The organism is Mesorhizobium onobrychidis, from assembly GCF_024707545.1.
Classification (GTDB): Bacteria; Pseudomonadota; Alphaproteobacteria; order Rhizobiales; family Rhizobiaceae; genus Mesorhizobium; species Mesorhizobium onobrychidis.
Window position 1 is genome coordinate 6,979,097 of record NZ_CP062229.1, and the last position, 21,710, is coordinate 7,000,806.

Below are 21,710 nucleotides of genomic sequence, written 5' to 3' on the forward strand. Positions count from 1 at the left end.
TCAGCTGCCGCCTGGGCGTCCGGCCAGTCCGCTGAATGAGCTTGTCCGGTTTGAGGACTCACAGATCCTCCGGTTAAAGGTTCAGCTGAGCAAAGCAAGCAACTCTCGCCCGGGCATAAGTATCCATTATTCCTTCGCGCGCGAGCAAGGGCTCGCATCATCGCTCACGGAGCTTACTTTCCGCTCCTTGAACCGGTTGCGGGTATCGGACAGATGGAGGTCGGCCACGACATAGGGATCAGGCGAAAGCGGAAACGCACCATAGATTTCCGACGTTTCCGAAAAGCCACGCCTTGCCCCAGTCATCACCAGAGCGGGCGTGAACCTTGTCGCCTAGGTCAAAGCTGTCCAGAAGCGCGGCCGCCGCCGCGTATGGTGGTTTTGCTAGCCTCGTAGACATAGCTCACAACCCGGATGCCAGGTGTCCTCATATCGATTTCTGGTGATTGAGAACAGAATTGTCGGATCTGTCGTAGAACCCTAGCACAGGTCCGAGATCAAAGATCGTCCCCGGCGCAAGGCGCCGGACGGACGTGGGCCATGTTTCGGTTGAGAGGCCATCGATGCCTCGCGCCAGCGTGCTGGCAAATCGGAGCATCAGCGGTGGGAGGGTCTGCACCAGGATCGCAGCGGCCGTAGCCTGAAGCGCGAGCGAAGTCCGGGTGCGGGCGGGATAGAGACGTCGCGCCGCTGCATAGTCTTGCGCCTGACGGTAGATCATGCAATCGCGCACGAAATCGCATGCCTGCGCGGCCGCGCGCCGGACCGAGAAGCCGTCATCCGAATAGGCGCGTTCGATCGCCGCGCGATGGATCTCTATCCGAGCAAAGAAGGCGCGGTCGGCCGGAGCCCAGTCGCCTGCGTCGGGCACGCGCCACCAAAGTCTTGCTTGATTTCCTGGTCCAGCCGATCCAGCCAACTCAGCCAGATCCTTTGGAATATCTCGTTCTCGGTGCGGCGTAGCGCGTCCAGCGTGAAGTTCGTCCGTTCACCTTCCGGGCGTGTCAGGCCCAAATGGAGACGGACGATGTCGACTGTCTTTGGGCCCAGAACCTCCTTGCCCCAGACCGCATAGCCGCGGCTGGTTGAGAACTTCTGGCCGTCGAGCAGGTAGAACTCGTTCACATGATAGCGAATGCGCGGCGTCCAGTGGGAGAACACCTCGGTATAAAGAGCGGGGTATAGTAGCGCGTGGTAGAAGGAGTTGTCGAAACCGAAGAAATGGACAATCTGCCAATCATTGCTGGGCATTGCCGCGTTCCAATCGCGACCTAGCAAGCGAGCTAGCGCCTGGATCTTGTAAAGAAAACCGAAGGCCATCTCCGGCCAAACCCAGATTACCTGCCCTGGGAGCCCTTCCGCCGGCAGGCCCCAGTCCGAGGGGCGGGTAATGGGCACGGAGAAGTCGCCGCGTTGGCGTACACGCGCGAACAGGTCCATGATCCGAACGGGGGCTCCCGACGCCCTTAATGCCAGTCGATATTATCGTAGCATCGTTCCAGCGCAAGTTCGGCACGTACCACGGAGCCGACCACCGGCGCCTCGGCCGATTGACGTGCCCGGGCTGCACGCAAGTCGTGACATAGGTTCGGCGAGCCGCATTCCTCACAGATGTTGCCGCTAGTGAAGCCGCCGCAATCGGGGCAGAGGCCGCTTACATCCGGTTCGTAAAGGTAGTCGCCCGTCACAGCATCGAAGAGCGCAGGGCTCTGGCGCAGAGCTACCGCCGTGCTGCTCAGAAGACTACGGAAACACGCGGCCTGAAACTCTGCATAACCGTTATCGCCCAACGTCACTTCTTGACTGCGAGGTCCACAGCTTCCTACCCGCCACTACGCGGAAGAGATTCGCACCACGCTTGCCCTTTGAGGGCGTCGATTGATCGGCGTCGGCACGCGTGGCGACGTAGCTCTGGTAATCGTCGCTTCCAGTCAGGTGATAGGCTTCGGCCCCTTTCATGCGCAGGAAACGTGTGTAGACATCGGCGCCAAAATAAGGGCCAGAAAGATGCCCTAAATGCAGATCGCCATTAGGCGTCGGTGGCGTGGAAAAGACGAAGATCGGCCGGCGCGGAGTCGCGACCTTCGCAGCGGCATCGAGGGCGGCCTTGCCTTCACGCCAGTAGACATCGACGAAATTTAGATCTTCGTCCCCATCGTTGCGCAGCACATGCGCTTCAAAAGGATGAAACAGAACGACGTCGCCGGCTTTGACCGAGATTTCCCCAAGGTCGGTCGTGACCTTGCCCACGCCAGACAGGACCACGAAGGCCTCGATTTCGTCGTGCCGATGGGGCTCGGATGTGACGCCTGGTCCAACCTTTCCGAATGAAAACCCCGTGCCAGCGCTTCCCGTTCCGAGCGTGGCCATGTCGATGCCGAACGCCCGCGACAACTCCGTTCGAGAAAACGTGGATTTGCGCATGACCAACCCAAGCTGTTGAAGAAGTGGGACCTTCGGCTGCTAACACAACAGCCTCTTGTGCACGTTGCGGAGAGAGCCGGTAGCCCAACCCGTTGCGGCCCCCGCCTGAATAAACTGGCTCTGGCCCCAGGCGGGCGACAACGGGTGCGCCAGTAGCGCTGTAGGCGTCACAGAAGACCGCCCGGCGACCACCGCACAATCGACATGCCGAAGCGTCGTAAACGGGCTACGGATGATGCTCAAAAAGCCGGCAATCAGAACCCCATGCCCCCTCTCCGCATTTTTTTAGCGCTCGATCAGTTTCGTGTGCATGCCTCGTTCGCACCGTGTGAGCTCAATCTCGATAAAAAATGCCGTTTGGGGGCTTGAGTTTGTCGAGAAAGGCCACTTTGCCCTCGGGCGGGTTGAGGGCGCGCTTAAGCACGTTATATTCAGCGCGGATCGGTCCACCGGTTGAAGCACGCTGAAACACCAAGTAGAGTGTCCGCCGCGAACGATTGCTTTTGTTCGGTAGTGAGTAATGCGGTGCATAATCGTCGAAGATGAAGATGTCGCCCGCCTTCCATACTACGGGTTCCCAGGAAAACATTTCGGCGACTTCAGGATCGATCACCCCGCCAGCATCCATGGGAAAGACCCCCTTCTTGTGGTTGCCGGGGCTGAAGAAAAGCCCGCCGTTGTCCGGGTCGGAGTCGTCAATGCCAATCGCAACGACCGCATGGACCATCCGCTCGGGCAGTCTGTGTGGAATGTGGTAAATGTCCTGATGCGGGCGATAGCCGCCGCTGTCGGGATAGTGGAAAATCAGCAACTCCTTGAGCCTGCGCGAATCTTCGCCAAGCAAGTCCTCGACCGCAGACTGTATGCGCCGATCTTCTAGGAGCAAACGACGCAATGGATCATGGAAGTCCAGAAAATTCTCGACCTTAGAGGTGATCTTTCGATTGTCCGTCGTTTTCTCGAACCACATGAGCCATTTATCATCGCTGACATCCCAGCGTGATACATCTTCAACAAAGCTGGAGATATGTTCCAGAGCTGCGGGATCGAAGAACCTTTCGAGCCTGACATATCCGTCTTTCTGCCACTTTTCTCTTTGTGCATCAGTCAACATGCGAAAAGCCTCCTGTTGGAAAGACTGGTTGGTCGAACATTCCGGTTAGGGCAATCGGGCGCTGGTCAGGTTGTTGGTCGACGGAAAAAGTACTCCACGGCATATCGGACGACGCTAAGTGCGTCTCGCTCTCCAGCCTCCGCTGCAGTGAAGGCGGAATCATTCCTTGGATGCCACCGCCAATAATCAGCAGTCGGCCGGTCATATCCCGCTGCCCATTTCTTCTGCGACGGTGTCGGACCAGCTCTCGACAGAGGTAGGGCTGATGAAGCCGGGATGCTCGGGGTTGGCGCGCGGCGCGCGCCCCAGAAGACTGTCGAGGATGCGACGCGCTCGCCAGGCCAGCAGGCTTAGATTCGGATCAGCCAGCCCACGTTGTCCTAGGCTCGCGTTCTGTACGAAGATGCGTCTGTCATGCGGTCCGTCCCAGCACACCGAAAAATCTTCGCGAATAGCCAATTCGTTGTCGATCTTTTCCAGCCGGTCCGCCATCGGTTCCAAGAAGCCTGGCACCGCGTTCTCGTAACCGGTGGCCAGGATGACGATGTCGGCCGTGACTTCTTCGATCTCCTCCATGCCGTGCTGCAGGGTGAGTCTGTGGCCCGCGCCGGCGTTGATGCAGTGCGAGACAGTGCAGCCCGGCCGCAGTGTGATTTCGCATCGGTTTGGCTCTAGAAACGCGTGGCGGTATAGCGCCTGATAGATCGCGCGCAATGTGCTTTCCGAAATGCCGTCCGAAGCAAGCATGAAGCGCCGCAGGAACAGCTTGCGCTGCGACTCGCTCATTGCCGCGAAACGATCCGAAAAGCAGGGCATGAACAACTCGTTTGTGAACGGGCTGTTGTCGATGGGCAGGTAGTTTTCGCGCTGCGAAACCCAAGTGATCGATCGAGGCCGCCGTTCTTTCGTCCGGCCAACAAGGTGCAACAGCACTTCGGCTCCGGACTGTCCCCCGCCGACCACGCAGACATGCTTTTTGTGCACCTCCGGACAAATGTGCAGTAATTCAGATGAGTGGAACAGGTTGCGTCCAGTCCAGCCCTGAAACTGAGGCGGAATATGCGCCTGCTTGCCAATGCCGACCGCGACGTTCCTGGCGCCGAGAACCGCGTTATCGGTGCGAACCCGAAACTCGCCGTCAAAGCGGATTTCGCGCACCGTCTCGCCGCCGCGGACGAGCGGATTCCTTTGGAAGGTCCAGTTCAGGTATTGCTCGAACTCAGTTCTGAGCACAGCCTCGAACTGTGCATTCAGGAAGTGGTACAGACGCCCGTTCTCGTGCAGGTAGTTTACGAAAGTGTAGGCTGATCGCGGATTCACCAGCATGACCAGATCCTTGAAGTGGCTGACCTGGAGCTCCGAGGAATCGAATGCGCTGCCTGGGTGCCAGCGGAAGTCGACTTGCCGATCCAAGAACAGTGCCCCTTGCCCAATTTGCTCGTGTATCTGACACGCCAGGCTCAAATTGGAAGGCCCAGCACCCACTCCAACGCAAGAGAGTTCCACTTGCCTTTCTCCTATAGGTGCTTCCCAATTAGGCGATCTTCGCGGGGAATATTGGCTATCGGCTTCACGCTCCACGCGGGCATTCTCGACTGCGGTGCCGCTGGATTTGCTTGATTTTCTCCCCGCTTTCGTGTGGTCGGCTGTGAAGCCCATGGATCCCAGCCAAGTGATGAGATCGACACTGATGCCGGCGAGTTGTGGGGCGTGGGCGGGATCGACGTAGCTCCTCTCGCTTCGATGATGATCGCGTCTCGGTCAGCGAGATGCTTTCGAACCTTATTCCGTGTTTTAATCGGGCGCAGTCGCCCGCCTTCGACATGATGCGCGGACCTTTGACCGGCTTGGGGATCAGCGAGGACGCGATCTCGAATGCGGTACAGCATTTTTCCGTGAGCCTAATCATAAGAGGACATCCGCTGATGTGTTCGGAAGATTCTCTGCATCGAACGTGCCAGAAGGAAATTATCATGAAAGCAATGGGTAGCTGGTTTGTGATCCCGTCGGTTATCCGACATTGAGGGGAACCTTCCGCCGGCGGCCGATTTACAACGTCGCTGTCATCTTGCCGCTAGGGCTAATAGGCCAGCTCCGCACCGGAAATTAGGGACGCCGGCAACCCAAGTTTACGGACTGTGGCGCGGAAACGGCTCTTGCCACCTCCTCGAAGCGCGAATCTGAAAAAGACGCCTTCGGAAGGCGCGGCCTCCAGGAGGTCTCTCCCGTCTTGCGAAAGATCGAGGCGAGATTCGGATGCCTTCTTCACTCACTCGAGGCGCAGCACTAAAGATGGTCACACAGCTATGTCGGGGGCATGTATGTGGCCCATCCTGCAGCATCACGAGCCTGACGATTTTGCCCTCGCGACCGGCGAGACGCATTCGGTCCGCAGCTTTGTCGAGGCTGCCGTCAGGAGGTTCGGGAAGGAGATATTCCGGGAAGGCGAAGGCGTTGAAGGTGGGCCGCGAACGCAGGAACAACCTGGCACTGATCCAAATAGACAAACGTTTGTTTCGGGCCGTACCTCTGCTCCCATGATCCGCTCAAGAGAAAATGTCGCCGACCCGGTCGTAGTCTGCATCCTCATGCGGACCCAGCTCTCCTGAAGTAGACGACATCTCATGCCGATCTTGGCGGCAACCGTCGCGATCATACAGTTTGGACTGCCAGTCCGCGATGGAGACAAGTGTGTCGACATCTGACGTGGTCGCGTCAGGAATGGCGTATTGAGCTTACGCCGCTTGTTTTCGCCGAATGCAAGATTGCCGTTGCCGAGAAGCCCCTTAGATCCTGTCGTCAATGTCCGCATTTGCCTCCATCCACCGCCGGTTGTCGAGTCCGTGACAATTGTCCTTGGCCTGCCGGACTCTCAACGCGTTGAGCAACAGGCAGAAGTTTTGAGCCCTTTTTGTAGTTGGCACAACTTTTGATGCTGACCGTTTGAGGGGCAGCAGGGGCTGCCCACCGATCTTATTGTGGTGGGTGATGTCGAAAATTCCAGTTTTGTCATTTAACTTCCTTAGGACGGAGCGTGTTGATGCGCCCGCTTTAAAACAATGAACCGTTTCCCCGTCCATCAGCGCGGCGCCACTTCTCGTGGTGTTCTCGCCTTCACTGTGCACCACTGGCACAGGCAGCCGGCCCGGCTCGCGATCATCATGGCCGCAATGCTCGCCTCCACGCTGGCTGACGTGCTGATGCCGATCTATTCGGGCCGTCTCATCGATGCTGTTGCAGCTGGCGCTGCTGTGGCAGCACCAACTTGGGATTCGGCCCTTGCAGCCTTCTCTGTACCGATTGCGCTAGCGCTCGCTGCCATCGCCATGCGCCACATCGCCTTCATTGGCATTACCGACCTTTTGCTGAAGATGATGTCCGATGTCGCGAACGAAGCGTTCCATCATGTCCAGCGCTTTTCGACAGACTGGCATGCGAACACCTTCGCCGGCTCGACAGTGCGCAAGATAACGCGCGGCATGTGGGCGCTGGACCTCCTAAACAGCACTATACTACTCGCGCTGTTTCCGTCCTTTATCATTCTTATAGGTTCGACGGCAGTGCTCGGCTGGCACTGGCTGATCATGGGCGTGATCTTTGCTTACGGCTCCCTCATCTACCTTGCATTTTCGATTTCGCTGGCGCTCAGCTATGTCGCGCCGGCGGCGAGCCTTGCTAAAAGATGGGACACAAGGCTCGGCGGCGCGCTTGCGGATGCGGTTAGCTGCAACGCTGTGGTCAAAGGCTTCGGCGCGGAGGTCCGCGAAGACGAGCGGCTCGCAAATATCATGACCAAATGGCGGCACCGCACGCGCCGGAGTTGGGTGCGCGGAACGATCATCGGCTCAACCCAAGGCGTCACTTTGGTTGCGCTCAGGGTGGCGGTGATCGGATATGCCCTGCTTCTGTGGACTCACGGACAGGCAACGCCGGGCGAGATAGCATATGTTGTCACGTCCTTCATCATCCTACAGGGCTATCTGCGTGATGCCGGCATGCATGTCCGGAACGTGCAGCGCTCGGTTAATGATATGGAAGAACTGGTTGCCATCCACAACCAGCCGCTCGGGGTTGCTGACAGTCCAGAGGCCAAGCCGATCCGGATCACGAAGGGCCGCATCGATTTCGAGAACGTCCATTTCCGCTACGGCAACCATCCTCTGCCGCTCTATAGCGAATGTTCGCTGTCGATTGAGGCTGGCGAAAGGGTCGGGTTGGTTGGTCCCTCCGGTTCCGGCAAGACAACATTCGTGAAGCTCATCCAGAGACTCTATGACCTGAGCGGCGGCCGGATCCTGATAGACGGCCAGGACGTCTCCGAGGTGACGCAAGAGTCGCTTCGTTCGCAGATCGCAATCGTGCAGCAAGAGCCAATCCTGTTTCACAGGTCGCTCGCCGAGAACATTGCCTATGGCCGGCCTGGCGCGAGCCAGGCCGACATCGAGCAAGCGGCACGACTGGCCAGTGCGCACGAATTCATCGCGCCCCTGCCGAAAGGCTATGGGACATTGGTCGGCGAACGAGGCGTGAAGCTCTCCGGCGGCGAGCGCCAGCGGGTGGCGATCGCGCGCGCCTTCCTCGCGAATGCGCCGATCCTCATCCTGGACGAGGCCACATCGAGCCTCGATTCGGAATCCGAGGTTCTCATTCAAAATGCAATGGATCGGTTGATGGTTGGTCGGACCACGCTTGTCATCGCACACCGGCTGTCGACGGTCCGCGCGCTCGATCGGCTGCTCGTCTTCGATCGTGGCCGCATTATTGAGGACGGCGATCATGCCGCGCTGATCGGTCTCGATGGCGGCATTTACCGCCGCCTCTTTGAACGGCAGGCGTTGGAACTAGCGAAGGGCCTTGCCTGAGCGCCAACCGGATTGCGCGATGCGCTGGCCCGTTGCCGGAGAGGCGCGTGGCCTGTGAGCGCTTACCGAACAAGCGCGGGTGGCGACTGCCGGCGGTCGGCGGGGCCGGAAAACGGCGGCAATGTCGGCGGTCATTTGGGTGTGGAAATGCGCGGCGCCCTCCCTGCCGCCGTTACCCACATCTAGCCAAAGGAATCGAAGTCAGCGCACATTGAAATGGTGGCGGTGCTTTCCGGCCGGCTGGTACCCTGTCGCTGGCCCCACCCTGCCCAGTACGTCAACGCATCAAACTCCCTCCGGTTCGCAATGTTGTCTCTCAGAGTCTGGAAGCGCAGGAATCTCCGACCGCAGCCTTCGCTCAGATCTCGTCATTTGCTCCGGCGGATTGGATCCCATCCTCTTGCTCACGAGTGGCAGCGGAGCACGAACTCGCCGGCCTTGTGTCTTTGATTACAGCCAACCGTAGGAAGGAATTGGGAATCGCCTGCCCTCTGCGGAGCGACTGAACAGTCCGCAGATCATCGACGTCGCGAGATTGATCGCGGCCTCCGGCTCAGCGCTGACCGAGGTTATGCACGTCCGGTACGGCAGGACGGCGGAATCGTGGTCTGCCGAACGTCAGCCGTTGCGAAAGGTGTAGCCGTACCCGTTGATCGCCGGCGCGCCGCCGAGATGTGCGTAGAGGACCCTCGATCCCTGTGGAAAGAAGCCCCTCTGGACGAGATCGATCATCCCTTGCATCGATTTGCCCTCGTAAACGGGATCGGTAATCATGCCCTCGAGCCGCGCGCATAGACGGATCGCCTCCTTCGTTTCCTCGGATGGAATGCCATAACCCGGGTACGCGTAGTCCTCGAGCAACACCACGTCATCGTCGACGAGTTCCGTTCCGAGCTCGACGAGCATCGCCGTATGTTGGGCAATGCTAAGCACCTGCGCCTTTGTCTTTGCGGGGGTGGCAGAGGCATCGACACCGATCACGTTGCGCTGTCGACCGTCCAAGGCAAACCCGACGATCATGCCGGCATGCGTTGAACCAGTGACAGCGCAAACGACAATGTAGTCGAAGGCAAACCCAAGCTGTTTCTCCTGGGCGCGCACCTCCTCGGCGAACCCGACATAGCCGAGGCCGCCGTACGGGTGAACAGACGCCCCGGCTGGTATCGCATAAGGTCTGCCGCCCCTTGCCTTGACCTCATAAAGCGCCTTTTCCCAACTATGGCGGATGCCGATGTCAAAGCCCTCGTCGACCAGGCGCACCTCTGCGCCCATGATGCGGCTCAGAAGAATGTTGCCGACCCGGTCATAGACAACATCTGCATGTGGGACCCAGCTCTCCTGAACCAGGAGACATTTCATGCCGATCTTGGCGGCGACCGCTGCGACCATCCGAGTGTGGTTGGACTGCACGCCGCCGACGGTGACGAGCGTATCGGCATCTGACGCGATCGCATCGGGGATGATGTATTCGAGCTTGCGCAGCTTGTTTCCGCCAAACGCGAGACCGGAGTTGCAGTCCTCGCGTTTGGCGTAGATTTCTACCTTGTCGCCCAGATGCTGGCCGAGGCGGCCGAGCCTCTCGATGGGCGTGGGCCCAAAGGTGAGCGGATAGCGTTCGAATTTTTCCAGCATGCTTTCTCCAGCAAGAGGTGATTGGGCTGCACCAGCTACGAACCGGTGAGCCCAAGGGCTTATTGACTTGAAGCCAGCCCCATTTCGAGACGAGTGCAGAACAGGTTCATCGTTGTTCCAGCGCCGAGTTCGTCATTGCGACGAAGCAGCCCCGCATCCGGCGTGCTGCGATGACTTATGTGCCCAGTCGACCAACACCTGCATCCCCTGGCGTAAGAACAAACCGAATGCGGTCGCGGCCGACTAACAAACACAGTTTCCCTATACGGTCAGCTCAGTGATCAGAGCGATCCAAAGTGATGTCGACTGAGCACTGCTCTGGCGACCGCGCCCCAAAGCAACAGCGCTATGCTGGGCAGCTGGGACACAGCTGAAATTTGATTCCGCAGCTGATCAGAGTCAGGCGACTGATATCGAGCTTCCTTGAAACCATCGACATGATGGCCCCTGTGGCGAGCTGTGCAAGCGCGGCTAGACCGCCAGATAGAAAAGAGCACGCTGCCGAAATAGCCGACCTGAAGCAGCAGCGAACATGCCAGCGTCGTGACGACTGCCAGTCGGATCGAATCCGCAGCGAAGTAAACAATCAACGCATTGCTGCACAGGACCAGCCCCAGGAGCCGACAAAAGGATATGAAGTGCAACGCGTTCTCCTGGTTTGTCCGCCAGATCATGCTGCGAGCTCGTCGGCCGCGACATGCGTCTGGCAGTTCTTTGGGCAGACTCGGCCGCAGGCTCCGCAGCCGATGCAGCGGCCGGCATCATCGACAACCATGATCATGCGATTGAGCTCGCCGTCGAAATCGTCGTCATCGTCATCGCAGGGGCCGAGGATTTCACCCGCGTCATCGACGCCGTGAAGATGCATGACATCGCGCGAGCAGACTTTGAAACAACGGCCGCAGCCGATGCAGATCTTGCGGTCGATGAAGGTCAGGTACGACGGCATCCAAATGGAGCCGTCACAAGTGGTGAACGTGCGCCTCATCGTACATTCTTCATTGTCGAGAGCTCTCGCTTGGCAGCATCCAACTCGGCATAAAGGGCGTGGGTTTTCTCGGCAACTTCTTGTATCTCGGTCCACTTGACCGGAAGATCCTCGACAAGTTCATGCAATGCCATCTTGGCAATAGCTGAACGCAACTGAAGCTTTCGGACTTTCTTCCTCATCTCTAGGTCTGACATAGATCCTTCCTCGAACAATGCTTTTCTTTACGCGCGCTATCTCTGGCTAGGCTTCGAGTAGCTGCAGTTGCATCGTCGACCAGTTTCGTACCGGCCTCAGCGAGTTTGCGGAAGGTCTCGAAGCCGAACCGGTGGACGTCTCGACAAACCGACCAACCTCCCGAAGCCCCCACGGGTTTCATTCCAATTATTGTCGACGTCGACACGCCGGAGCGCTCCTCGATCGCAAGCGCCACGGCGGTGTAAAACATGTCGAGCCTCCACAGCGCGTCCGGATCGTGATCGCCGATGACCGGGGTCGCATGTCGCTGTTCCTTGGTGATGATGAATTCGGCCAGCAGCTCGGCGTCCGAATTGCCTTCCCATAACCCGAAGGAATCCTGAGTACGGATCAGCCGCAGGAGGCATTTGACGAACGGGCGAGCAAGGGCCTCGTCGTCCTTGTTGACAGCAGGGCCAACCGGTGCATGAGGCATTTCGTTTTTCCTCAATTTCGGTCTCGTCTTCAGAGGACGATTTCTCTTTCCTGCGATGCCTACTTTGGGCGCACTTGCGTGGCCGACGAATGGCTTGGGCGGGCCGGTCGCAATAGTATCCCGTGGCCGACCTCGACATTGCCACGCGTGCGAGACCTTCCACCGCGGCACGAATTCACGGCGAACATCACCTGCGCCGCGATCCGACCGGACGTCAACGCAATTGAAATCCAACCTGCCGCAAGCCGCCCGCCCTTGCTGCACGACATAGTTGCTACGAAACGGGCCACGACTGGGCGGATCGGCCAGTGTTCAATTCCAATTGTCATCCCCTGCGCGACCTTGCTCAGGAAGTGACTGCGTTTTGAGTTTCGGATGCCTTGTTTTGCGGAGCCACACAAAGATCCGCGTGACAGGCAGGCTCACCCGTGTAGTTGGCCAGTGCTTGGAGCAATGGGGTAAGGTAGTGCTGTTTGGCGCGGTCCGATATTGGCCCCAGATGGTCCAGCGATTTGATTGCCACCTCGATCAACTCGATCGCGCGATCTTTGTTGCCGCTCTCGTAATAATACTGGGCAACCGGGAGGTACAGGCGGTATTTAAACGGGCCATCGCCTTGTGGGGGATTTAGTGTCAGTATCTGTTCCGAGAGCTTGTTGCCCATCGCAAAGCGCTCAGCGCGCGGAAGATGGGAATTGTCCATCGAGGGATCGAAGAGTTGGTTCAGGGCCAAGGCCATCCAAGACACGGCCTCGGACGTTTTGTCGATCGCGTCCTCGACTAATTTTCGCATGAGCGGCATGCCGGTCTGCATGTCGCGCAGCTTGTGAAGCAGTAAATCCGCATGAGTCAGCCGGAAATCGTAAGAGTCTGGCATCAAGGCGAGGCCTTCTTCGATGGCCAAGAGTGCCGCCGTCCAATCCTCGGCCTGCATCGCCGGCCGAAGTTTGGCGTATATTGACCGTTCGCGCGCTCTACTTTGGTTATTTGCGATTCGCTTTGCATCGGCGGCTTTCGCTTCATAGCTGCTGCGCCAGCTGCCGTTGAGGACTTTCGGCAAAACGTCATCGAGATGCGCCGGGTGGCCGATAAAAGCGATGTGGCCGTCGCGGTCGACCACGAACGAGGCGGGAATCCCGAGTGAAGAACTGGGTTCCATCCACAGTCGCTTCATTTCACCTGTGTGATCGAACGCGATTCGATAATTCAGATTCGAGAACTTCTCGGTCAGCCAGGTATCCAACCTGGTCCGCGCCTCGTCTGCGGTTGGGCCCTGTTCGAAAGCGGCAACTCCGACGACCTCAAATCCGCTGTCTTCATATTTCTCTTGCAGTTCAATTAAATGGGGCATGCCCGTTACACATGGTCCGCACCAAGTCGCCCAGAATTCAACGAGGTAAACCTTGCCGGTTTGAAAGTTCGTGAGGGGCTCGCCACGCAGCCAGTTCTCCACTTTGATCGGAGGAGCCGGGGACCCCATACGCAGTTCCATGTTCGTATCCAAAGTTATCTCACCTTTTCGTCGCTTTTGTCGCGAGTTGGTTTCTCTGTCAGAGTCGGAACACACGAGGCACGAGGCCATCGCTCCTCTTGCGCGTCGCTGCGATCGGCCCTCTCACAGTGTTGCCTCCCATCAAGCTGCAACGGACGTGCCAATTCCCTCAGTTCCGGTAAGCGGCGGGGAATGCTTTGAAAATTCTCCACGAGCCCAAATACGGCCGATTGTCGTGAACCCGACATGTCTTCTGCCGCTGTCGGGTTTCGAGCCAGCCGCCATAAGAAGGTACGATTGGGTCGGATAGGCATTCTGCCAGCAAATGAGGTCCGCTGTATTTCTCGCGATGGATGACAGGCGTTGTCGGGTGATCGGGCACTATGCAAGGCGCGCCACGCGGACCAGCGCCTCGAACCGCACCGGTAAAGACGGCCAGGGTAACAGGACGGATATCGCAAGTTCCCTTGAAATGTCTCGTCCCCCTGCGGCGGAGCGCGTCCAGCGTGAACGCTCACCTTCCGGGCCTGGCAGCGCCGAATGGGTACGCACGACGTCAACCTGCCTCTGGGCCCAGAGCCCCCTTGCCCCAGCCGCATGGCCGCGGCTGGTCGAGAATTTCTGGTCGTCGAGCTGGTAGAACTCTTTCACATGATGGCGAATGCGCGGCGTCCAGTGGGACAACACCTGGGCATAAAGAGCGTTAATTCCCGGGCCGACGGTGGTGGAGCATAGCGCCCGGTCGGAGCTATTTGCCTGAGGGGCGGAGATCCTCTTGCGCACGAACGAGACGTCCTCCCAATCGGCAAGCGGTCCCGTTCGGCGCTATCCGATGTCCGACAACGTCGGATACATAACGTAGCTGAGCAAGATCTATCGCTTTACCTCGAACGATTTCTCATTTGGCATGGCGCATGCGCGTTGATCCGCAAACCCCGTCATGAGGAGAAATCGGAGCTGGCGCCACTCCACTTCCTCCTACCACGAGGGCAGACGGGAAGCAGCGCCTTCAAAAGAGGAACAAAATCACTTTACCTCGAATCTTGCCTCCAGAGCCATGGAACCGCGTCCGCGACCATCGCCAATGAGTGCGCCCCAAGGCAATTGCCCAGCGCAAAATGGTCTACGCGCGATCACGCCATGCATCCCTTACGAGGCTAACGAAGGCACCTCGGAGAGCCTCGCCGCCATCATGCAGACCGATCTAAGCCCACTTGATCCAGCACAAAGGCATTTCAAACATGCACCAAGATACCGTCCGTGGGAGTGCTTTCGCCATGCCCCTGACCAGCCCGGCCTACCCGGCCGGCCCATATCGCTTCCGCAACCGGGAGTATCTGATCATCACATATCGCACCGATCCGCAGAAACTGCGCGACCTTGTGCCGGAGCCGCTTCAGGTGTGCGAGCCTCTGGTCAAATTCGAGTTCATTCGCATGCCGGACTCGACGGGCTTCGGCGACTACACGGAAGGCGGACAGGTCATCCCTGTCTCCTTCTGTGGCCGCAGGGGGAGCTACACCCACTGCATGTTTCTCGACGACCATCCGCCGATAGCGGGCGGACGCGAGCTTTGGGGCTTTCCCAAGAAGCTCGCTAGCCCGACGCTCCGAACGGAGACGGATACCCTTGTTGGCACGCTGGACTACGGGCCGGTCCGCGTCGCGACGGGTACCATGGGCTACAAGCACCGAGCCGCGGATCTTGCGAGCGTGAAGGCCTCGCTCGCTGAACCGAACTTCCTCCTCAAAATCATCCCGCATGTCGACGGCACGCCGCGCATCTGTGAGCTCGTGGAATATCATCTGGAGGACGTCCATCTGAGGGGCGCCTGGACCGGACCGGCAGCCCTGAACCTCTGGTCGCATGCGCTTGCCCCCGTCGCCGAACTGCCGGTGCTGGAAGTAGTCTCGGCCGTACACCTCGTCGCAGATCTCACGCTCGCGCTCGGGAAGGTCGTCCACGACTATCTCGCGGAAGCCGAGCCTCGCCATCGGAAAGGAAGAAACATGAACTTTACAATGATATCTCATTGAACCAGCGCGACGGGGAGCCGGTGGCCGGCTTCTTGACAAGTTGGCGCTGATCACCGAAGCCGCGAGCGGGGTCGGCAAGGATAGCGCGGTTCGCCGGCGAGGGAGCAAGAGTGGTCCGCGCATCTTGATCACAGCGAAGTCCAACAACGGCGTCCGGGATCGATCGATTGACAAAAGATGGTTGCCGGAGTGAGGGGCAGTTGGAAAGCGGCTGATGCAGACGATCGAAACCTTCGGGCGCCTCGATGTCCTGGTCAGCAACGCCGGCGTCCAGAACGTAGCGCCGTATGTCGAGTTCTGCCACCAGGCACTTCCCGCCCGTGATAGGCTGCATGTCACGGTGTCGGCGAACTCAATGCCACCAAAATCAGTGTAAGGCTTGCCTAGAGGCAGACGCTCGCCCCTGTCGCCGATATCGCGTAAAGACTCGGCCGGCAGGGGAGGTGGATTACGACCTACCTTGGACTTTGCTGCTGGTTTTTACCGCGTCGTCAGACGAAGCGAGTCGAAATGTTGCGCCGCGGTGCTGATGAATGAAATTCCCGGCGGCTCGAACTTTACCTCGCCTTTACGAGGAGGTTGCACGAAAAGCGCGGCCTTGCCCACTCGTCATCACAAGAGCGACACGGGCCGACATGGCGGCCGAAACGCTCACCTCATGCGCAACCTGGTTAAGAAGCTGGCGCAAACGGGGCCGAGCGAGGCGGAACTCGAGGGGACGAGGATGAAACGCCCAAATCCTCAAAGAGACGGCCCGCGTCGAGAAAACCCGTGCCTGGCCGAGATCGGGCAAGGGCCGGTAGCCAAGGCTACCCAGCCTAGCGAAGCCCGTGATCACGTTTTAGGCACCCAATAACGATAATGGAAAAATCTGCGCGAAACGGTCGCACCGGTATTGACATTAATTGACACACCCCGCGAACACTTGCATAAGCCACATAGCGGTAGTGACTAGGTGCATGCCGCACCCAATTTTTCCCTAGGGGCGAGGTCTGATCTATGGCGGCACTGGCGAAATTCAGACCAGTTGATTCCGGCCAACACGACAAGGACGAACTCCGCGAGATTGTCCGTGAGCGCTCTTTTCGATTCGGACGCTACACGCTCTCGTCGGGCATAGAGAGCGACATCTATTTCAACATGAAGCCTACCATGATGGTGGCGCGAGGCGCGCAGCTTGCCGCTCTTGAGTTCCTAAAAATAGCTGAGCAAGTGAAAGCAGAGTACGTCGGCGGCCTTGAAATGGGAGCGGTCCCCGTAATCGGATCGATGGCGGCTGTCAGCTCGGTGATGAACAAACCCATAAACACGATCTTCGTTCGCAAGGCTCCAAAGTCCCATGGCACAATGGACGTGATTGAAGGTCTTGGGCCTAAAGAAGATCTCGAGGGAAAAGTGGTCCTGATCGTTGACGACGTTGCCACAAGCGGCAAGTCGATATTGAAGGCGATTGAAGAGGTTCGCCGCGTCGGCGGCATTGTGCGTGACGCTGCTTGCCTCGTGGACCGTGACGAGGGAGCTACGGCGCTGCTAGCCCAACATGGGGTCACGCTGCATTCCGTGCTGCATGCGAGCGAATTTGTGGAACGCCACTGACAATCTCATACAACGTCTTTCCGGCGACCTAGCCTTAGAGAACATTTCCGCCGCTTTGCAGCGAGTGCAGGCGCCTCGCGAGTAAGAGCGATTGCCCTTGCCCATCCTCCCTGCTTTTGGTGCAACATATGCTCGCTGCCGTTCACCAACGGCTTGACGCTATTGGCTACCTTTCTGAGCAAGGCGCCATAAGGCTGAAGGCCTTTACCGATTATCTGGCGGCAGTCGTTCAAATAGCTTCAGAGAGCGGCGACGCGGCACCATGGGTTGATCTAGCCAGCCGGTTTAGCGCTCTTTTCGGTACCGACGAGGTTGCCCATTAATCTCGCGCTTATCGCTTTTTCGTGGAACGAGCAGCCTCGTCGGCAAGGACCCTCCCCGCTGACCGCGGGCTCAGCCATGGCCGCTGAGGCCGCTGCACTCTTTCGAGTGAACGTAAGGTCTTGTCGAGCGTAACCGACGATGCGGGCAGATGGATGCTCGCGGCAGTGACCCTTCCACACCGCAGGCCGAGCAGGTCAGGCCGCCGATTTGACCCGCCTGCGGGTACGTTGATCAGGGTTTTCGACCGGGCTCCCGCTGGAAGGCCGGGGTCGCCATGGACACCCACCCTCTGTGTCTCGGCCGCCTGTTGCAGCCGAGTTTTGGCCTCATTTCGGAGCGCCTTTACTCTGCGCGTTACGGGCCATCTCGGACGAGCTAAACACCCGAGAGCGTGCCCGAAAGGCGTCGAGGCATCCCGATTGGCTCTGACGAGCTTTGCAAGATGTTCGCGAACGCAGGGACCTTTGTCCGCACATTCGACGGGTGACCGAAGGAGACTTCGGACTGATCGGCGCTTCTTCCTGATGGGTGCTCCTGCGGAACCAATCAGCGAGCCAAAAACAGCGGCAATGTCGTTTTCTCAAAGCTCCAGCTCGGCACGCCGTCGAAAAACCGCTCACGCAGCCGACGGCTGCCATAAGCACCCATGCAGAGGTGTCGGTCGCGCTGCGTCAGCACGGTGACCGCCGACTTGCCGGTGCTCTGAAGCAAGTCAACCGAGACCCGAGCACCGTGCCGAGTGAGATAGGCAGCGATGTCGGCTCCAGACTACGCGCCTTTGGCATCTCGAATGTTCAGATGATTGGCCACCCAGTGGGCCGCCCAGTGCCACGCGCACTGCTCGGCGGAAAGGCGAAATGCACGTGAAAGCATCCATTCCGGAAATGCATTTCATAACGGCAATCGATTACCGCCATGACTCGACGAGCGATATACGAAGGCCCTTCGTCGCGGGGTGGGTGCATCGGGAAATTGCGATGAAAAAGTTTATCCTGCAGCTAAAACAGTTTCTTAGGGGCCAACCAGCTTCCGAAACCATCGACAACGAGTGGCACGACGCAAGCTTGGGTCCTAATGGCGGCGACCGGATCGACGCTTGTCGCGGCGACAATCAATCTTTGGCCCGCGAGGGCGATCACCAACCCTACGGCGAGAAGGCTTGGGACGAACTCTCCGGTGACAGAGACCGCGACAAACCGCACATTTTTGGGGACGACAATGACAAGCTCTGCGGATCCGGCGAAGATGTCCTCTACGCTGCAGGCAGCAAGGATTATCTGACCGCGGGCGATGACTCACGGTTCCAGGATCCGATGAGCAGCTTCGACCCGAGGTTAGGGTGGCAGCCGCACATCATCGCGCTCGTCGATATCGAACGGGATACCTTCATCTTTCATACGGTGGGATACAATAGGGACGATTTTGGCGCGAACTCCGTCGACACCGCCAGCGTACTGTATGGCCCGGCGAGCTGGTTTTACAACCGCAAGCCTCATTAAACTAGTTAGCAGATCGCAAGATGCGCGCCTTGGACAGGTATTGCCGAAAGTTGTAGGTGTGCCACCGCGCTTAGGTCTGCACGCGGGTTGGGCGACCGAGGCACCAAGGCTGCGCCCGTGAAAGGATCGGCGCCGCGCCGACGGGCTGCTTCGACATAGAGCTCAGCGTAGCGGTCGAAAGCCGGGCCGGGTGGATCGCACAACTGACTGCCGTAATCGATGTCCTCAGTAACGATAGCACCGCCTGGCAGGAGCCGCCTCCCATGCCCGTTCGAGAATTCGCTCAGGATCTGCAAGATGCGTGAGCACGAAGCGGACGTAAACCAGCGCGGCTTTGTCCGCTGGCCAGGGATGGAGTATGTCCGCGTCTGCCGATCCCTCGCGCAGCGGCTTCTTCGCGCCAGCACTAGCTTGCTTTCGTCGAAGTCAATGCTGACGACGCGGCCATTAGTCCCGCCCCCCGCGCCAACTCGATGCTTACATTCCGCCCGCGCAGCCGGCGTCGATCACAGTGGAACCCGAAAGCGGCTTGAACCGATCGAGCACCGATTGCGTTGAAGGCCGCCAGCACGCGCGAAATGAGGGCAAGCGCGCCCGCCCCACTGCCAGCTTTGATGATGTAGGAGTGGAGGTCCCTTACTGCCATAGTTTAGCGGCCTTCCTTGAATCATGATTGACGGTGCTCCTCGGGCACCCAAGACATTAACAGAAGCGGTTGCGGAGCTTCCGATGCGAGAGATCAATCCACCGCGCCGATTGCTCCGGTACGATGGACATTTGAACCGCGAAAAAGCAGCTCGATCGTGACATTGTTCTTGGATGCCTCCGACCTTGGCGGCAGCCACGAAACCACGTTGGAACGTTGTGCCCGGACCAGACAGTCGTCGCTGCGCGATTGGTTGAACTAAGAATCGTTAGCGACCCAGCCAGTTCTTGCGTGCATGTCGTTACCCAAAACCGCCTTGCACCCTCGGGTCACGCCCAGGGTCACGCCCAAGGGCAGGCTTTGGGCGACATGCATTGGCCCGGTCAAGTCCCGGAGCGACGCAGGCGGTACGCCATCTGCGACAACTCACCTTCGCCGAAAATCCCGTCCAGCATGTTGAGAAGTTGGCGCACGGCATCGGATTTGCAGGAATAGTAGATCATCTGCCGGTCGCGCCGGGTCTCGACGAGATCGAGCGCCCGCAGTTTGGCCAGATGCTGTGACAGGGCGGATTGGCTGAGCAGGACCTTCTCGGCGATTGCGCCGACCGACATTTCACCGTCAGCAAGATAGTTCATGATCAACAATCGTTTCTCGTTGCCCATCAGCGTCAGAAACGCAGCCGCTGATTCGGCATTGGCGATTAGCTTTTTCGAGACCATCGATCCCCCCAATACTTTCCTGCTCATCGGACGCTATGGGGGCAATAGCGTCTGTTTTCGATAACCTCACTCGCGAGAGAGCGCTGGCGATTCAACGCTACCGGGAATAGGTCCGATCACGACTGTCCACCGTAGGGCCTTTGCCTCGGGCGCCGGACAGCCGCGCACCACTGCGCACCCCAACCATGCCGGCGTGGCCGGAGACCAGACGCGTTTGCCCTCCAGCGAGATCATTATCTTTCATTTTAAACGAGCGTGATTCCGAAGCGTGACAATCGGTCTCGACCATTAGACGAGCTCATCAAAAGTCGTCTTTGGCTTCCAACCGAGCTTGGTGGCCGCCGTAGCAGGCCTCGCCAATCGGCAGGTCCACCCCGGTCGGATGGAATCAACGCTTGTCTATCCGGATCAGCGCCTGGTTACTCCTGCGTTAGCGGCCTAGCTCGTATTTTCCCCCTTCCTGACGATCTCCCTCCCGACACGCCGCAAGGCAGCCTCGACAAAGTGCGGACCGAGTGCGTCTCGCGTTCGCGAGCACAATCGTCAGGCTCGTCATGCCGCAGGATGCGCCAGGAAAGCGAGCGGTTAGATTGAGTGGTGTACCCTGGGCATCAGAACTGGGAGGACTCCGTTCCACCTTCCGCCTTGCGCATGACTGGAGAGATTTCCGGTGGGCGTCGCCTCCCGAGCAACGCTTTTTCATGTTCGTTACTCTCCGTAAAATCGATTGTTCCGATGGAGCGCATCTACGGCTTGAATGCTGGCCATCACCGTAGAGCTTCGAACAGCATTGGTGCCGGAACCAGTCAGCGCGCCAAAAACAGCGGCAATGTCGGCTTCTCGAAAATCCATCTCGTGACGCCGCCAAACAGCCGCTCACGCAGCCGACGGCTTCCATAAGCGCCCATGACTATCATTTCGGCAGACGTGTCTATGGCGTGCTGGGCAAGCACCGCGGCCACTGGTTTGCCCGCGCTGGGCAGCCGGTCAACCGATACCCGAGCACCATGCCGAGTGAGATAGGCAGCGATGTCGGCTCCAGGCTCGGCGCTGTTCGCGTTGTAGTTCGGCTTCGGATCGACCAGGGCGACACGAACTTCCTGAGCAGCGCATAGGAGACCCAGCGCTTCCCGAACCGCGCGGGACGCCTCCAGTCGTGAATCCCAACCGACCAGGACGCGCCGTGGCCACAGCGTCGGCTCAGCGCCGTCCGGCACAATAAGCACCGGCTTTCCCGTATCGAACAAGCTGCCGTTGATGACAAGAGGTCCGACAATACTGTCGTTGAGAAGTGCGGGGCCGACAATTGTCAGGTCGGCGCAGAGCGCCCGCTGTCGCACAATCTCACCCACGCGGGTCGCATCGCAATAATCCGTATCGACGTCATAGGAAAGGCACATGGCCCTCAGCAGTTTCTGGACATCCTGGGAGCGTTTTTCCTGTCTGGCCACGTCCTGTGTGAATCTGTCGATTTGCCGAAACCGATTGTTCAATTTGGCAATTGCCTGTCCACGTCCTGCAGGCCACTCGGGGACACCATCTCCAATCGGCAGAGGTGACATAACGAGCATCTGAGGCGGTGTAATCAGTACGGAAAGGTGCGCGCCGACTTCGACACATAAGGTGGCAGCAGTTCTGACGTCCTGATCGGAATGGTCAGCGTCGGTCACACAGAGTACGCTTTTAAAGCCCATTTGCCTGC

Annotated in this window: 19 protein-coding genes and 2 pseudogenes; 5 read left to right on the plus strand and 16 right to left on the minus strand. The window is 58.7% G+C overall.

The features are described 5' to 3' along the window. Positions 1-427: 427 nt before the first annotated feature. The 5 genes from IHQ72_RS34515 to IHQ72_RS34535 all read right to left on the minus strand — a co-directional run bounded on the left by IHQ72_RS34515 (position 428) and on the right by IHQ72_RS34535 (position 5,044). A complete protein-coding gene (locus tag IHQ72_RS34515; RefSeq protein ID WP_258120238.1) occupies positions 428-871 on the minus strand; it encodes a hypothetical protein in 444 nt (147 codons plus the stop codon). Beyond that, positions 817-1,440: a class I tRNA ligase family protein gene (locus IHQ72_RS34520; RefSeq protein ID WP_258120239.1), complete on the minus strand. Its 624-nt coding sequence runs from the start codon at positions 1,438-1,440 to the stop codon at positions 817-819. Before IHQ72_RS34520 ends, IHQ72_RS34515 begins: the two co-directional genes overlap by 55 nt. A 339-nt stretch (positions 1,441-1,779) precedes the next feature. Beyond that, the gene (locus IHQ72_RS34525; RefSeq protein WP_258120240.1) at positions 1,780-2,424 is read right to left on the minus strand and encodes a cupin domain-containing protein; all 645 of its coding nucleotides are present in this window, start codon (positions 2,422-2,424) and stop codon (positions 1,780-1,782) included. 334 nt (positions 2,425-2,758) lie between these two features. Next, positions 2,759-3,538: a phytanoyl-CoA dioxygenase family protein gene (locus IHQ72_RS34530; protein WP_258120242.1), complete on the minus strand. Its 780-nt coding sequence runs from the start codon at positions 3,536-3,538 to the stop codon at positions 2,759-2,761. A gap of 201 nt (positions 3,539-3,739) precedes the next feature. Then, positions 3,740-5,044, minus strand: coding sequence for a lysine N(6)-hydroxylase/L-ornithine N(5)-oxygenase family protein (locus IHQ72_RS34535; protein ID WP_258124041.1), 1,305 nt, complete (start codon positions 5,042-5,044; stop codon positions 3,740-3,742). 815 nt (positions 5,045-5,859) lie between these two features. On the opposite strand from IHQ72_RS34535, the pseudogene IHQ72_RS34540 reads away from it, so the two are divergent. Continuing rightward, positions 5,860-5,955 (plus strand): annotated as a pseudogene (locus IHQ72_RS34540) (GDP-mannose 4,6-dehydratase); the annotation flags it as partial. Positions 5,956-6,059: 104 nt separating this feature from the next. Here the strand turns inward: IHQ72_RS34540 and IHQ72_RS34545 are convergent. Then, positions 6,060-6,311: pseudogene (locus IHQ72_RS34545) on the minus strand (1-aminocyclopropane-1-carboxylate deaminase); the annotation flags it as partial. 286 nt (positions 6,312-6,597) lie between these two features. On the opposite strand from IHQ72_RS34545, the gene IHQ72_RS34550 reads away from it, so the two are divergent. Further along, a complete protein-coding gene (locus IHQ72_RS34550) occupies positions 6,598-8,400 on the plus strand; it encodes an ABC transporter ATP-binding protein (RefSeq protein ID WP_258120244.1) in 1,803 nt (600 codons plus the stop codon). Positions 8,401-9,018: 618 nt separating this feature from the next. On the opposite strand, the gene IHQ72_RS34555 is transcribed toward IHQ72_RS34550, so the two are convergent. The 6 genes from IHQ72_RS34555 to IHQ72_RS34580 form a co-directional block, all read right to left on the minus strand. Next, entirely contained in the window at positions 9,019-10,032 is a 1,014-nt protein-coding gene (locus tag IHQ72_RS34555; protein WP_258120245.1) for a 1-aminocyclopropane-1-carboxylate deaminase, read from the minus strand. A gap of 281 nt (positions 10,033-10,313) precedes the next feature. Then, a complete protein-coding gene (locus tag IHQ72_RS34560; RefSeq protein ID WP_258120246.1) occupies positions 10,314-10,706 on the minus strand; it encodes an exopolysaccharide production repressor protein in 393 nt (130 codons plus the stop codon). Then, positions 10,703-11,020, minus strand: a complete 318-nt coding sequence (gene fdxB / locus IHQ72_RS34565) for a ferredoxin III, nif-specific (RefSeq protein ID WP_258120247.1) — start codon at positions 11,018-11,020, stop codon at positions 10,703-10,705. Before fdxB ends, IHQ72_RS34560 begins: the two co-directional genes overlap by 4 nt. Next, on the minus strand, positions 11,017-11,217 hold the full coding sequence (locus IHQ72_RS34570; protein ID WP_258120249.1) for a CCE_0567 family metalloprotein: 201 nt from the start codon (positions 11,215-11,217) through the stop codon (positions 11,017-11,019). Before IHQ72_RS34570 ends, fdxB begins: the two co-directional genes overlap by 4 nt. Next, entirely contained in the window at positions 11,205-11,693 is a 489-nt protein-coding gene (locus IHQ72_RS34575) for a DUF269 domain-containing protein (protein WP_258120250.1), read from the minus strand. The genes IHQ72_RS34570 and IHQ72_RS34575 overlap by 13 nt, the downstream gene beginning before the upstream one ends. Positions 11,694-12,039: 346 nt before the next feature. Continuing rightward, a complete protein-coding gene (locus tag IHQ72_RS34580) occupies positions 12,040-13,185 on the minus strand; it encodes a TlpA disulfide reductase family protein (protein WP_258120251.1) in 1,146 nt (381 codons plus the stop codon). A gap of 1,241 nt (positions 13,186-14,426) precedes the next feature. Between IHQ72_RS34580 and IHQ72_RS34585 the strand changes: the two genes are divergently transcribed. Beyond that, positions 14,427-15,221, plus strand: a complete 795-nt coding sequence (locus IHQ72_RS34585; RefSeq protein WP_258120252.1) for an acetoacetate decarboxylase — start codon at positions 14,427-14,429, stop codon at positions 15,219-15,221. Here IHQ72_RS34585 and IHQ72_RS34590 read toward each other — a convergent pair. Further along, positions 15,202-15,525: a hypothetical protein gene (locus IHQ72_RS34590; RefSeq protein ID WP_258120253.1), complete on the minus strand. Its 324-nt coding sequence runs from the start codon at positions 15,523-15,525 to the stop codon at positions 15,202-15,204. The two genes, IHQ72_RS34585 and IHQ72_RS34590, sit on opposite strands and share 20 nt — an antisense overlap. 695 nt (positions 15,526-16,220) lie before the next feature. Between IHQ72_RS34590 and pyrE the strand changes: the two genes are divergently transcribed. Then, a complete protein-coding gene (gene pyrE / locus IHQ72_RS34595; RefSeq protein WP_258120255.1) occupies positions 16,221-16,817 on the plus strand; it encodes an orotate phosphoribosyltransferase in 597 nt (198 codons plus the stop codon). A gap of 870 nt (positions 16,818-17,687) precedes the next feature. Here pyrE and IHQ72_RS34600 read toward each other — a convergent pair. Further along, positions 17,688-17,819: a hypothetical protein gene (locus tag IHQ72_RS34600; RefSeq protein ID WP_258120257.1), complete on the minus strand. Its 132-nt coding sequence runs from the start codon at positions 17,817-17,819 to the stop codon at positions 17,688-17,690. 179 nt (positions 17,820-17,998) lie between these two features. Between IHQ72_RS34600 and IHQ72_RS34605 the strand changes: the two genes are divergently transcribed. Next, positions 17,999-18,640: a hypothetical protein gene (locus tag IHQ72_RS34605; protein ID WP_258120258.1), complete on the plus strand. Its 642-nt coding sequence runs from the start codon at positions 17,999-18,001 to the stop codon at positions 18,638-18,640. Positions 18,641-19,669: 1,029 nt separating this feature from the next. Here IHQ72_RS34605 and IHQ72_RS34610 read toward each other — a convergent pair. Both IHQ72_RS34610 and IHQ72_RS34615 read right to left on the minus strand, forming a co-directional pair. Continuing rightward, on the minus strand, positions 19,670-20,008 hold the full coding sequence (locus IHQ72_RS34610) for an ArsR/SmtB family transcription factor (RefSeq protein WP_258120260.1): 339 nt from the start codon (positions 20,006-20,008) through the stop codon (positions 19,670-19,672). An 806-nt stretch (positions 20,009-20,814) separates the two neighbouring features. Beyond that, positions 20,815-21,702: a universal stress protein gene (locus IHQ72_RS34615; RefSeq protein ID WP_258120261.1), complete on the minus strand. Its 888-nt coding sequence runs from the start codon at positions 21,700-21,702 to the stop codon at positions 20,815-20,817. Between the last annotated feature and the right edge of the window lie 8 nt (positions 21,703-21,710).

Bases quoted from the DNA above. Each gene is read 5' to 3' on its own strand.
- IHQ72_RS34520 (WP_258120239.1), bottom strand. From the start codon at position 1,440: ATGGACCTGTTCGCGCGTGTACGCCAACGCGGCGACTTCTCCGTGCCC.
- IHQ72_RS34525 (WP_258120240.1), bottom strand. From the start codon at position 2,424: ATGCGCAAATCCACGTTTTCTCGAACGGAGTTGTCGCGGGCGTTCGGC.
- IHQ72_RS34530 (WP_258120242.1), bottom strand. From the start codon at position 3,538: ATGTTGACTGATGCACAAAGAGAAAAGTGGCAGAAAGACGGATATGTC.
- IHQ72_RS34550 (WP_258120244.1), top strand. From the start codon at position 6,598: ATGAACCGTTTCCCCGTCCATCAGCGCGGCGCCACTTCTCGTGGTGTT.
- IHQ72_RS34555 (WP_258120245.1), bottom strand. From the start codon at position 10,032: ATGCTGGAAAAATTCGAACGCTATCCGCTCACCTTTGGGCCCACGCCC.
- IHQ72_RS34560 (WP_258120246.1), bottom strand. From the start codon at position 10,706: ATGATCTGGCGGACAAACCAGGAGAACGCGTTGCACTTCATATCCTTT.
- fdxB (WP_258120247.1), bottom strand. From the start codon at position 11,020: ATGAGGCGCACGTTCACCACTTGTGACGGCTCCATTTGGATGCCGTCG.
- IHQ72_RS34570 (WP_258120249.1), bottom strand. From the start codon at position 11,217: ATGTCAGACCTAGAGATGAGGAAGAAAGTCCGAAAGCTTCAGTTGCGT.
- IHQ72_RS34575 (WP_258120250.1), bottom strand. From the start codon at position 11,693: ATGCCTCATGCACCGGTTGGCCCTGCTGTCAACAAGGACGACGAGGCC.
- IHQ72_RS34580 (WP_258120251.1), bottom strand. From the start codon at position 13,185: ATGGAACTGCGTATGGGGTCCCCGGCTCCTCCGATCAAAGTGGAGAAC.
- IHQ72_RS34585 (WP_258120252.1), top strand. From the start codon at position 14,427: ATGCACCAAGATACCGTCCGTGGGAGTGCTTTCGCCATGCCCCTGACC.
- pyrE (WP_258120255.1), top strand. From the start codon at position 16,221: ATGGCGGCACTGGCGAAATTCAGACCAGTTGATTCCGGCCAACACGAC.
- IHQ72_RS34605 (WP_258120258.1), top strand. From the start codon at position 17,999: ATGCACGTGAAAGCATCCATTCCGGAAATGCATTTCATAACGGCAATC.
- IHQ72_RS34610 (WP_258120260.1), bottom strand. From the start codon at position 20,008: ATGGTCTCGAAAAAGCTAATCGCCAATGCCGAATCAGCGGCTGCGTTT.
- IHQ72_RS34615 (WP_258120261.1), bottom strand. From the start codon at position 21,702: ATGGGCTTTAAAAGCGTACTCTGTGTGACCGACGCTGACCATTCCGAT.